We start from the raw sequence: 12294 nt of genomic DNA, 5'->3' as shown, positions 1-12294 counted from the left end.
AGGAACCACCGGAATGCGCGCTCCCGCCGCAGCACCACCCACCACGCCGGACCGTCGTCGTTGGCTCGGCCTGGTCGTGATCAGCCTCGCCGTGGCGCTCATCATCGTCGACTCCACGATCGTCAACGTCGCGATCCCGAGCATCGTCGCCGACCTCGACATCGGCTCGACCCTGGTGCAGTGGGTGCAGGAGAGCTACACGCTCGTGTTCGCCGCCCTGCTGCTCGTCTTCGGTTCCGTGGCCGACCGGTTCGGCCGCCGACGCCTGCTCACCACCGGCGTCATCGTGTTCGCGGTGGCGTCGGTGCTCGCCGCGCTCTCGCCGACCGGTGAGCTCCTCGTCGTGTCCCGCGTGCTGCAGGGCATCGGCGGCGCGATGGTCCTGCCCACCACGCTCTCGATCCTCAACGCGACGTTCACCGGCCGGGAGCGTGGCATCGCCTTCGCCGTGTGGGGCTCGACGATCGGCGGCATGGTCGCGGTCGGCCCGCTGCTCGGCGGCTGGCTGACGACGGACTTCTCGTGGCGGTGGGCCTTCGGGATCAACGTCCCGATCGTCGCGGTCATCCTCGTCGGGCTCGCCGTCGCCGTGCGTGAGTCTCGGGATGCCCGGCACACCGGCCGCATCGACCTCGTCGGAGCGCTGCTGTCCGTGGTCGCGAGTGCCGCCCTGGTGTTCGGGCTCATCGAGGGCCGCACCTACGGCTGGTGGACCCCGTCGTCGACGCCGCTCACCATCGGCTCGTGGTCGTGGGACGGCCCGGTCTCCCCGATCCCGGTCGCGTTCGTGATCGCGGTCGCTGCCGGAGCCGCCTTCGTGGTCCGTTCCCTGCGCCGTCAGCGAGCCGGACGCTCGACACTGATCGCACTCGACCTGTTCCGCATCGGCTCGTTCCGGAACGGTTCCGTCGCCGCGCTCATCGTGTCGCTCGGCGAGTTCGGCATCATCCTGTCGCTGCCGCTCTGGCTGCAGAACGTGCTCGGGTACTCCGCCCTGCAGACCGGCTTCGTGCTGCTCGCACTGGCGATCGGGTCGTTCGTCGCGAGTGGGTTCGCCGCCACGGTCGGGCAGCGCGTCGGAGCACTGCCGATCGTCCGGATGGGCATCGGCGCCGAGATCGTCGGGGTCGCCGCGATCGGGTTCGTCGTGACGTCGTCGACGCCGTGGTGGGCGATCGTGCCGTGCCTGTTCGTCTACGGGTTCGGCGTCGGGCTCGCGACGGCCCAGCTCACCGGTGTCGTGCTGCAGGACGTCCCGGTCGAACGCAGCGGTGAGGCGTCCGGGGCCCAGAGCACCGCGCGCCAGATCGGCTCGGCGCTCGGCATCGCCGTCCTCGGCACCGTCCTGTTCACCTCGACCGGCAGCATCCTGGAGCACCGCCTGCAGGACGCGGGCACCCCGGCCGCCACCGCGACGAAGATCGCCGACGCCGTGGTGCAGTCCTCCGGCGGAGCCATCTCCGGCCTCGACGGGGCCACCCGTGCCGACGCCGCCGACGCGTTCTCCGACGGCACCCGCGCCGCCGCGTTCTCAGCCGCCGGCTTCCTGGTCATCGGCCTCGGCGCCACCCTGCGCCTCCGCGCTCCGCGACACCCCGACGACGAGGACCAGGCGTGACCGGAGACCCCGTTCTGCAGCGCTCCTGACGGTTCTGGTTCACGATCCCCGAGGATCCTGAACCAGAACCGTCACCGCGCGGACACGAACCAGCGTCCCCCGCGCCGTGGACGCGACCACCGACGAAACGGGAGGCACGGTGCCTGCCCGCACCGTGCCTCCCGTCCGCTCAAGCGCGCGCCCTGCCATCGCGACGCGCGCCCGCTCAGGCCTCCGCGTCCGCCTCCTGCGACCGGACGCGGAGCACCCGCGCCGTGGGGGTCGACCCGCCGTTCGCGACCTCGAGCGAGCCCGAAGCGGCGTCCCACGCCACGGACCACGACCCGAGTGCCGTCGGGAACAGCGGCTCGACGACCACCGCCTGCCCGGCGAACGCCGGCAGCGGCAACGACACCGACGCCGACGCCGACGCACCGGGCAGCGACCACACCGATAGGTACAGGTCGCCCGAGGCGGCGTGCAGGCCGAGTGCGACCCACGGGTCCTCCCAGGCGGGCAGCCCGAGGGGCCAGACCGGGACCGACGCCTCGACGACGTCGAGGACTTGCCGGTGTGCCGCGATGGCGTCACCGACCACCGCGCGCTGCGACGACGTCATCTCGTTGAGGTACCCGGACAGGTACATCCTCCCGAGCACCCCGTTCACGAGCGACAGCGTGAACAGCTCCGGGTCCATCGTCGGCGCCGGGTAGGCCCAGTTCCCCGCCTGCTCGGGCAGCATCGCGGCGGGAGCAGCGGCGGCGATCGTGGCGGACGACACCGGGTCCTGCTGGTCCGACGTCGACTGCATGTGCAGGCGGGACAACACGGCCCAGTCGGCGCGCATCGCTCCCGAGGCGCAGTTCTCGATGAGCAGTGCCGAGTACCGCTCCTGCACCGCGTCGAGCCAGTCGAGCAGCGCACGCTGGTGGTCGAGCATCCCGGCGAACGGCCCCGTCATGGTGTTGTTGTCCATCTTGAAGAACGTCACCCCGAGCTCCCCGACGAGCCGGTCGACCACCGCGTCGAGGTGTGCGCGGGCCTCCGGCGAGCGCAGGTCGAGCAGGTGCCGCCCGTGCTCCGCGACCCGGACCCCGTGGTGCTCGACGAAGGCGGACGACGGCAGGGTCGAGGCCAGCGGCGAGTGGATGCCGATGACCTCGGGTTCGAGCCAGAGGCCGGCCTGCATGCCGCGCGCACGGATGTGGTCGATGACGGCCTCGAGCCCCGTCGGGAACCGCGACGCCGCTTCCTCCCACGCTCCGACGGTGTCCCACCAGTGCCCCTCGGCGTACCAGCCGGCGTCGATGCAGAACAGGTCCGCTCCGGCGTCGGCGGCCGCGTCGATGAGCGGCAGGAGCTTCTCGGTGGTCGGGTCGCCCATGAGCGTGTTCATGTAGTCGTTGAACACCAGGGGCAGGGCACGGTCGGCCTCCCGCACGTGCCGGAACGCCCGACGCTGCCGGGTGAGCACCCCGAAGGCGTCGTCGACCGACCCGGCGATCCCGACGGACACCGGCACCGAGGTGAACGGCTGCTCCGGCGTGACGACGGCGGTCCACTGGTGTTCCTGGTCGGTGGGACCGCTCAGCAGCACGTACGCGTGCCGCCGGGTCTCCCCGAGCTCGTACAGCCACGGCCCGTTGTGCTCGACCTGCCAGACGAGCGCGTACGGAAGCGACACAGCGTCCTCCGCCCGCAGCACCCCGATCGGCAGCGCCTCACCGGTCGACCACGAGCCGCGGTTCTGCACGACGGCGCGGCTGCGGGGCGGGTGGTGCTGGGCCTCCCGGTCGATGCGAGCAAGCCCGATGTCACGCAGCGGATCGGTCCGCCACCGGCTCTCCGCTGCCCAGTCGTTGTCGGCGTGCACGAGGGCGAGCTCGTCGACGCTGGCGCCCGAGTCGGTCAGGAACGCCCCGGTCGCGAACGACGACACGGAGTCGACGACGTGCTCGCCGTGCTCGGCCGACACCTCGGTCCACGTCTGGAACGCCGGTACGCCGGCGCGCGCCCGGAACACCGACTCGGCCTGGAGGCCCGTGGCCGCGTCCACCTGCACGATCCGGAACCACAGGTCGGTCCCGTCGTCGTGCGCGTGGTGCGACACGGGGCGCAGTCGCGCCCCGATGGTGGAGTCCACGTGCCGGAACCCGCCCGGGAACCGCCCGTGCCCGATCGTCGTCAGCTCGACGAGTGGCTGCGGGTCGTCCGGCCCGTCGGCGAGCGTGCCGCCGGCGAGCGCTCCGCCAGCCGGCACGAACGACACGAGCGCCGCGGGCTGGTCCGCACCGATCCGGAACCGTGCGGCGAACCCGTCGGTGACCCAGTCGACGAACGTCAACCCGTCGCTCATCGCGCCCCGACCGGTGCGGGCTCGCTCGACACCCAGTCCCCGACCGTGTGGTCGTAGCAGGTGGTGTTGTCGATCTTCGTCCGGTCGAGCGGCGGCCCCGCGGTGATCCGTCGCTCGGTGCGCTCCGGGTCGGGGGCGGCCTCGGCGAGCAGCCGGGTGTAGTCGTGGTGCGGGTCGAGGATGACCGCGTCCGACGGACCCCGCTCGACGACCCGGCCTCGGTAGAGCACCAGGATCTCGTCGGAGAAGTGCCGCGCGGTCGCCAGGTCGTGCGTGATGTAGAGCACGGCGAGTTCGTCCTCGCGCTGCAGCCGGCCGAGCAGGTTGAGCACGCTCAGGCGGATCGAGACGTCGAGCATCGACACGGGTTCATCGGCGATGAGCACCTGGGCGCCCGGAGCGAGTGCGCGGGCGATGGCGACGCGCTGCCGCTGTCCGCCGGAGAGCTCGTGCGGCCGCCGCGACGCGAAGTCCTCGTCGAGGTTCACCCGGCCGAGCAGTTCCCGCACCTTGTCGGCGGTCTCGTCGGCGCCGCGGGCCCGGTGGTGCAGCTGCAGCGGCCGGGCGATGTGGTGCTCGATCGAGTGGAACGGGTTGAGCGAGGCGAACGGGTCCTGGAACACCATCTGCACGTGCCGCCGGTACATGCTGCCCTCGACGGGGGTGCCGTCCTCGAGCCGCACGTCGATCGAGCCGCGCGTCCTGGTCTCGAGCTTGGCGAGCATCCGCGCGATGGTGGACTTGCCCGAGCCGGACTCCCCCACCAGCGCGACGGTCCGGCCGGGCAGCAGGTCGAACGACACGTCGTCGACGGCCCGCAGGGTGGTGCGCTTCAGGCCCTTGCGGGTGTGGAAGTCCTTGCCGAGGTGGCTGACGGTCACACTGGTCATCGGTCCGTCTCCTGTGCTGCCTGGACCACGACGGCCCGGGTGTCGGTCTCGGGTTCGGCGCCGTCCTCGACCCCGGTGCGGATGAACGCGCCGCGGGCTCCGGACAGGCTCGGGAACGACTGCAGCAGCTTCCGCGTGTACGGGTGCTGCGGGTCGTGCTGGATCACGCTGGCACGGTCGCACTCGACGACCTCGCCGCGGAGCATGATCGCGATCCGGTCGCTGATCTCGAGCAGCAGCGGCAGGTCGTGGGTGATGAACACGACGGCGAACCCGAGCTCGTCCCGCAGTCGGACGATCTCGCGCAGGATCTCCCGCTGCACCACGACGTCGAGCGCGGTGGTCGGCTCGTCCATGATCATGATCTGCGGTTCGAGCAGCATCGCCATCGCGATCATCACGCGCTGCCGCATGCCGCCCGACAGCTCGTGCGGGTACGCGGTGATGCGGGACGGGTCGACGCCGACGCGGCGCAGGGCGTCCTCGGCGATTGCCCGACGTTCCTTGCGTGGCAGGCCCTTCCGGTGTTCGACCAGGGCGTCGTCGAGCTGGGCGCGGATCGTGGTGACCGGGTTGAGCGCGTTCATCGCCCCCTGGAACACCATCGACAGCTTCGACCACCGCACGGCCCGGAGCTGCTCGTGCGGCAGGCCGAGCAGGTCGACGTCGGTGCCGTCGCGGTCGTGGAACGTGATGCTGCCCGACGTGACCTTCGCCGGCGGCCGGTGCAGCCGGGTGATGGCGTACGCCAGGGTCGTCTTGCCGCAGCCCGACTCCCCCGCGAGCCCGAGGATCTCGCCGGGCGCCAGGGTGAGCGAGACGTCCTTGACGGCGTGCACGGGGTGCTCGGTCTCGTAGACGACGTCGAGGTGGTCGATGGTCAGCACGGCCGGCCGACGGCCGTGGCCCGTGACGTCGGAGGTGACCGGTCGTGCGGTGTCGGTGGCGCTCATCGGGCGACCCCCTTCGTGTCGTGACCGGCGGTGGCGACGCGGGCCGGGCCTCCCGAGCGGGCCGCTCGCTTCGCACGACGGTCGCGCCGTCGCTGGGCACGCACGTTCGCGAGTCGCGGGTTGATGACCTCGTCGATCGAGAAGTTCACCAGGGACAGGCCCATGCCGAGCAGGGCGATGAGCAGGCCCGGCGGCACGAACCACCACCAGGCGCCGTTCGCCAGCGCGAAGCCGTTCTGGGCGTAGAAGAGCATGGTGCCGAGCGTCGACGAGTTCGACGCCCCGAGCCCGAGGAACGACAGCCCCGCCTCCCCGAGGATCGCGGCGATCACCGCGAACACGAACTGCGACGCGAGCACCGGCAGCAGGTTCGGCAGGATCTCGACGGCGATGACCCGCCAGGGCCGTTCGCCGGCGACCCGGGCGGCGGACACGTAGTCGCGGTTGCGGATCGACATCGTCTGCGCCCGCAGCACGCGCGCGGACCCGGCCCACGACGTGATCGCCAGGACGACCGCGATGGTCCAGAGCCCGCGGGCCTCACGCGGCACCAGGCCGGAGATGACGATGACGAGCGGCAGGCCGGGGATGACGAGGAACACGTTCGAGAACAGCGAGAACGCCTCGTCCATGATCCCGCCCAGGTAGGCGCCGAGGATCCCGAAGAACGCGGACAGCACCGTGGCGAGGACGCCGACGATGAGCCCGATCTGCAGGCTGCCCCGGGTGGCGAAGGCGAGCTGGGCCAGGACGTCCTGACCGGTCTGGGTGGTGCCGAGGACGTTCGAGCCGCTCGGTCCCTGCAGCCCGGTGTCGCGGATGGTGGTCGGGTCGCCGACGAGCAGCGGTCCGATCACCCCGAACAGCGTGACGCCGGCGACGAGCGCGATGCCCGTGACGAGCCACGGGGTGAGGGTGGGCAAGAACCTGCGGATGCCGCCCTTCGACGCGCGCCGGGTGGCGATCGACGTGGTGCTGTCGGCCTCCTCGGTCAGCGCGCCGATGGTGGGCTCGGTCTCCTGCTGGATGTTGGTCATGGTCGTCTCCTCCCCTAGCTCCGGGCCCGCGTGCGCGGGTCGATCAGTCCGTACAGCAGGTCGACGACGAGGTTCGCGCCGAGGACCGCCAGGGTGATGAACAGGAAGATGCCCTGCATGAGCGCGTAGTCGTTGTTCGTCACGGCGGACAGCAGCTTCGACCCGATGCCCGGGTACGAGAACACCTGCTCGGTGACGACGGAACCGGACACGATGAACCCGAGGGAGATCGCGAACCCGGCGACGGACGGCAGCACGGCGTTCCGGGCGGCGTAGTTCCGCAGGATCTTGCCGTCGGACAGGCCCTTCGCCTGCGCGGTGGTGATGTAGTCCTCGGACAGCGTCGACACCATCATGTTGCGCATGCCGAGCAGCCAGCCGCCGAGTGACGCGAGCACGATCGTCACCGCCGGCAGCACCCCGTACTGCACCGCCGAGACGATGAAGTCCCAGTTGAACCCGGGCGTCAGGATGACGTCGTAGCCGCCCTGTGCCGGGAACAGGTGGAGTCCGGTGGCGAAGAAGTACACCAGGATCAGCGCGAGCCAGAAGTACGGCACCGCGGCGAGCAGGGTGGTGGCCGGCACGAACGAGTCGAGCCAGGTGCCGGGCCGCCACCCGACGAAGGCCCCGAGGCCGACGCCGATGATCGCGGCCACGATGGTGGCGATGCCGACCAGGGCGATGGTCCACGGCAGCGAACTACCGATCACCTCGGTGACGGGTGCCGGGAAGTAGCTGACGGACACGCCGAGGTCACCGCGGAACACGTTGACCAGGTAGTGGCCGTACTGGGAGATGAGCGGCTCCGAGGAATCGCCACCGAGGAGCAGCTCGTACGCCTCCCGGGTCGCCGGGGTCACCTGCCCGCCGCGCTGCTGGAGCTTGGCGAGCAGGATGTCCACCGGGTTGCCGGGCAGGAGCCTGGGGATGATGAAGTTCAGCGTCAGGGCCGCCCACAGTGCGACGACGTAGAAGCCGATCTTGCGCAGGAAGTAGGTCATCGTCGAGTGCCCCTCGGTCGCGATCCCATCGGTGTCAGCCCTTCGCCGGCTTGAGCGCCTTGAAGATCTCGGCGTTGTCCGGGCTCGCCCAGACCGCCGGGAACGCGTACAGGTCGTCCTTCGTCGGCCAGCCGGTGAACTTCGCCGCGTGGAACTCGCTCGTCGTACCGCCGGTCATCACGGGGATGTAGGGCAGGTCCTCGACGATGTGCTCCTGGATCGTGTCGAGCTCGGGCTGGGTCGCCGCGGTGTCCTCGGGGTTGATCGTGGCGAGCTTCGCGATGGCCTTGTCGACGTCGGGGTTGCTGTACCGCGAGATGTTCATCGGGGCCGCTGCACCGACCTTCGCGGTGTTGGCCGTCGTGAAGTAGTTGTTGTACAGGTAGTACGGGTTCGCCGTCGGGCCCTGGCCGAGCGAGTCGATCGCGAGCTCGAAGTTGCCCTTGGTCTTCTTGTCGGTCCACTCGTTCCACGACGACTGCTGCGCCTTGAGCTCGATACCCGCGGCCTTGAGCTGCTGCGTCATCGTGTCGATCGCGGTGATGTAGTCGGTCCACCCGGTGACGACCTCGACCGTCAGGGACAGCTTCTTGCCGTCCTTGGCGTAGATGCCGTCGGAGCCCTTCTTCCACCCGGCGTCCTCGAGGGTCGAGGCGGCCGCGTCGGTGTCGGCGGTCTCCGGCATCACGGCCGGCTCGATGTCCTTCGAGATGGTGTCCTTCTGCGTCGTGGTGAGCGCGAAGGTCGGCGAGATCTCGCTCGCGGTGTTCTCGAACGCCAGCGAGTTGAGCTGCTTGCGGTTGATGGCGTCGGCGATCGCGTGGCGGACGGCCGGGTCGGTCTGCGGGCCGGCGCACCCCAGGTCGGTGTTCGAGCAGGTCAGCAGGGCCATCTGGTTCTGGCCGACGGTGATGCCGTCGTAGCCGTTGTAGTTGGCGGGGATGTCGTCCATGTTCGGCACCGGGCCGGTCTGCCAGTCGATCGACCCCTGCTTCAGTGCGTCGGCACCGGCGGTGTTGCCGGAGAGCGACAGGTAGCGGATGGTCTTCACGGCCGGGGCGCCGTCCCAGTACTTCTTGTTCGCCTCGAGGGTGAACGCCTGCGCCTTGAAGGTGCCGAGCGTGTACGGGCCGGTACCGACGGGCTCGCGCACGACGTCGGTGGTCGGGTCGATGTCCTTCCACAGGTGCTCGGGCACGATCCAGGTCTTGCCGAGCAGGTTCGGGCCGAGCACGAACGACGGCTTGTCGAACGAGACGACCACCTTGTCGTCGCCGTCGGCCTTCGCGGTGCCGTCGTAGCCGATCGAGTTCAGGGCCTTCTGCTTCTTGAGCATGTCGAGCGTGAACACGACGTCCTTCGAGGTGAAGGGTTCGCCGTCGCTCCAGGTGGCCCCGTCGCGCAGCGTGATGGTGAGCTGCGTGCCGTCGTCGTTCCACTCGTAGGACTTGCCGAGCAGCGGCTTCGGGTCCTTCGTGTTGACGTTGGTGATGAAGAAGAGCGACTCGTAGATCGTGCCGACGCCGCCGATGTTGGACGGTGACCACGGGTTGAAGTTGATCTGGTAGTCGCCGGACTGGCCGGTGTACGCCACCAGGGTCGAGGCAGCGGCGTCGTTCGTGCTGGCGGTGCCGCTGGAGCTGCAGCCGCTGAGCGCGAGGCCGGCTGCGAGGAGAACGGCGCCGCCGATGGCGAGCCGTGAACGGGTTGGGTTGAACATCGTTGTCCTCTCGGTCTGCGTCGTCGCAGGGTCCACGTTGTGAGCGTGATTGTTACACGCGTAAACTAAGGCGGTCAAGGGGTCGGGTCACGGCCCCGTAACGATGAGGAGACGCAATGGAGCGGACCACCCTGGACGGCACGTGGACCCTCGAGGCGGTGACCGGGCCCGAGCAGTCGGCGGAGCACCGCGAACCGGTCGAGGCGCAGGTCCCCGGCTGCGTGCACACCGACCTGCTGCGGGCCGGCCGGATCCCCGACCCGTTCGACGGCGACGGCGAGGCCGCCACCCAGTGGATCGGCAACACCGTCTGGCGCTACCGCCGCACGTTCGACTGGACCGCGCCGGACGAGACCCGCCACGATCTCGTCGCCGAGGGCCTCGACACCCTCGCCACGATCGAGCTCAACGGCATCGTCGTCGCGACCACCGCCAACCAGCACCGCTCGTACCGGTTTGCCGTCGGGCACCTGCTCCGACCGGGCACGAACGAGCTCGTCGTCACGTTCGACGCGCCCGTCCCCGCAGCCGAGCGTCTGTCCGCACTGCACGGCGGCGAGCTGCCCCACGTCAACCACCACCCCTACAACGCGCTCCGCAAGAACGCGTCGAACTTCGGGTGGGACTGGGGCGTCGACGTCGCCACCAGCGGCATCTGGAAGTCGATCGGCATCGAGTCCTGGAGCGGCGTCCGCATCGCGGCCGTCCGCCCGCTCGTCGACCTCGACGGCACCACCGGGGTGCTGACGGCCCACGTCGACGTCGAGCACGCCGGTTCCACCGGCTCCTTCTCGCAGGCGATCGGCAGCGCGCCCGTCGCGTCCGCGGACGGTTCCGCTGGCAGCGGCCTGGAGGCCCGGATCACCCTGGCCCCGCACCCCGCGTCCGCAGGGCACCCGGGTTCCGACACCGCCGGCCGGGTGGTCGGCGCGCGCCCCGTCCTCGACGGCGCCGCGACCGTCCGCCTCGAGGTCCCCGACGTCGCCGTCTGGTGGCCCCGCGGCGAGGGCGACCAGCCGCTGTACGACGTCCGGGTCGAGGTCGGCGACGACGTCTGGACCGGCCGCGTGGGCTTCCGCACCGTCACGCTCGACACCGCTGCCGACGCAGGCGGGGCACCGTTCCTGCTCCGCGTCAACGGCCGTCCGGTCATGGTGCGCGGGGCGAACTGGATCCCCGACCACGCCTACCTGACCGAGATGACACCCGAGCGGTACGCGGACCGGATCCAGGACGCGATCGACGCGAACATGAACCTGCTCCGCATCTGGGGCGGCGGCATCTACGAGTCCGACGACCTGTACGACCGGTGCGACGAGCTCGGCGTCCTGGTGTGGCAGGACTTCCTGTTCGCCTGTGCCGCCTACGCCGAGGAGCCCTGGCTCGCCGACGAGGTCGAGCCCGAGGTCCGCGAGGCCGTCACCCGCCTCAGCCCGCACCCGTCACTCGTGGTGTGGAACGGCAACAACGAGAACCTCGTCGCCTACGCCGAGTGGGGCTGGCGGCCGTCGCTCGTCGGCCGGACCTGGGGCAACGGCTACTACCGTTCCCTGCTGCCGTCGGTCGTCGCCGAGCTGGACCCGACCCGGCCGTACACGCCGGGCAGTCCGTTCTCGTTCGACGAGTACCTGACGCCGAACGACCAGCGGAACGGCAGCGTGCACATCTGGGACGTCTGGAACCGGCTCGACTACCGCGCCTACGCCGACTGGGAGCCGCGGTTCGTGGCCGAGTTCGGGTTCCAGGGCCCGCCGGCGTGGTCGACCCTGACCGCGGTGGTGCACGACGAGCCCCTCGACCCGGACGGCCACGAGATGCTCGTGCACCAGAAGGCCGACCAGGGCAACCGGAAGCTCGCCGACGGCATGCGCGGGCACCTGCCGTCGCCGAAGAGCATCGAGGACTGGCACTTCGCCGCGCAGCTCAACCAGGCGCACGCGATCCGCTTCGGCATGGAGTGGTTCCGCTCCCGCACGCCCGACAACACCGGCATGGTCGTCTGGCAGCTCAACGACGACTGGCCCGTGGTGTCCTGGGCCTTGGTCGACCACGCCGGCATCCGGAAGCCCGTCTGGTACGCCGTCCGGCAGGCCTACCAGCCCGTGCTGCTCACCGTGCAGCCGTCGTCCGGTGGCCAGGGTGGGCTCGACGTCGTCCTCGTCAACGCGTCCGGGGCGTCGGTCACCGACGAGGTCACGGTCTCCCGCGTCGCCTTCGACGGCACCGTGCTCGAGTCGTCGTCGTTCACGCTCGCGGCCGACCCCGCCGATGCCGCCCGGGTGCAGCTGCCGACGTCGCTCGCGGTACCGGGCGACCCCGGTTCCGAGGTCCTCGTCGTCACGGGCGCCGGCACCCGCACGGTGCACGACTTCGCCGAGGTCGTCGACCAGGCGCTCGAGCCCTCGCCCCTGTCGACGGTCGTGTCGGCGACGGACGACGGCGCGACGGTCACCGCGACGGCGACGGCGTACGCGCGCGACGTCTCGCTGTTCCCCGATCGCGTGGATGCGGCCGCCCGCGTCGACGACGGGTTGGTGTCCCTGCTCCCCGGCGAGTCGGTGACCTTCACGGTGACGGGTGCGCCGGGCATCGCTGCACAGGAGCTCGTCCACCCGCTCGTCCTCCGCCACGCGGGTTCGCTCCTGCCCTGACCGGGGTGCCCTCGGGGGACGGCGACGTTCCCTCGCGCCGCTGACGGTTCCGGTTCACGATCCCCCGGGTTCGCGAACCGGAACCG

8 protein-coding genes are annotated in these 12294 nt (G+C 70.6%); 2 read left to right on the top strand and 6 right to left on the bottom strand.

Annotated features, from left to right (window positions below; translation table 11 throughout):
- The first annotated feature begins 13 nt into the window (after positions 1-13).
- Entirely contained in the window at positions 14-1618 is a 1605-nt protein-coding gene (locus FFG40_RS09475) for an MFS transporter (RefSeq protein WP_138803002.1), read from the top strand.
- A 205-nt stretch (positions 1619-1823) separates the two neighbouring features.
- Here the strand turns inward: FFG40_RS09475 and FFG40_RS09470 are convergent, their stop codons facing one another.
- The 6 genes from FFG40_RS09470 to FFG40_RS09445 are packed head-to-tail and all read right to left on the bottom strand — an operon-like array spanning position 1824 to position 9557.
- Positions 1824-3953: a glycoside hydrolase family 36 protein gene (locus tag FFG40_RS09470; RefSeq protein WP_138803001.1), complete on the bottom strand. Its 2130-nt coding sequence runs from the start codon at positions 3951-3953 to the stop codon at positions 1824-1826.
- Positions 3950-4843 (bottom strand): ABC transporter ATP-binding protein, encoded by an 894-nt coding sequence (locus tag FFG40_RS09465; protein WP_111023915.1) that lies wholly within the window; start codon positions 4841-4843, stop codon positions 3950-3952. The genes FFG40_RS09470 and FFG40_RS09465 overlap by 4 nt, the downstream gene beginning before the upstream one ends.
- Positions 4840-5796, bottom strand: a complete 957-nt coding sequence (locus FFG40_RS09460) for an ABC transporter ATP-binding protein (protein WP_138803000.1) — start codon at positions 5794-5796, stop codon at positions 4840-4842. Before FFG40_RS09460 ends, FFG40_RS09465 begins: the two co-directional genes overlap by 4 nt.
- Complete coding sequence (locus tag FFG40_RS09455) at positions 5793-6833, bottom strand: ABC transporter permease (RefSeq protein ID WP_111023919.1); 1041 nt, start codon at positions 6831-6833, stop codon at positions 5793-5795. Before FFG40_RS09455 ends, FFG40_RS09460 begins: the two co-directional genes overlap by 4 nt.
- A 14-nt stretch (positions 6834-6847) precedes the next feature.
- Positions 6848-7837, bottom strand: a complete 990-nt coding sequence (locus tag FFG40_RS09450; RefSeq protein ID WP_071247140.1) for an ABC transporter permease — start codon at positions 7835-7837, stop codon at positions 6848-6850.
- 34 nt (positions 7838-7871) lie between these two features.
- Positions 7872-9557, bottom strand: a complete 1686-nt coding sequence (locus FFG40_RS09445) for an ABC transporter substrate-binding protein (protein ID WP_138802999.1) — start codon at positions 9555-9557, stop codon at positions 7872-7874.
- A gap of 116 nt (positions 9558-9673) precedes the next feature.
- Between FFG40_RS09445 and FFG40_RS09440 the strand changes: the two genes are divergently transcribed.
- Positions 9674-12208 carry a glycoside hydrolase family 2 protein gene (locus FFG40_RS09440; RefSeq protein WP_138802998.1) on the top strand — a complete coding sequence of 845 codons (2535 nt, stop codon included), beginning with the start codon at positions 9674-9676 and terminating at the stop codon, positions 12206-12208.
- Positions 12209-12294: the final 86 nt, after the last annotated feature.

Source organism: Curtobacterium sp. KBS0715, assembly GCF_005938005.2.
Classification (GTDB): Bacteria; Actinomycetota; Actinomycetes; order Actinomycetales; family Microbacteriaceae; genus Curtobacterium; species Curtobacterium flaccumfaciens.
This window is presented reverse-complemented; position numbering and strand designations above follow the sequence as displayed.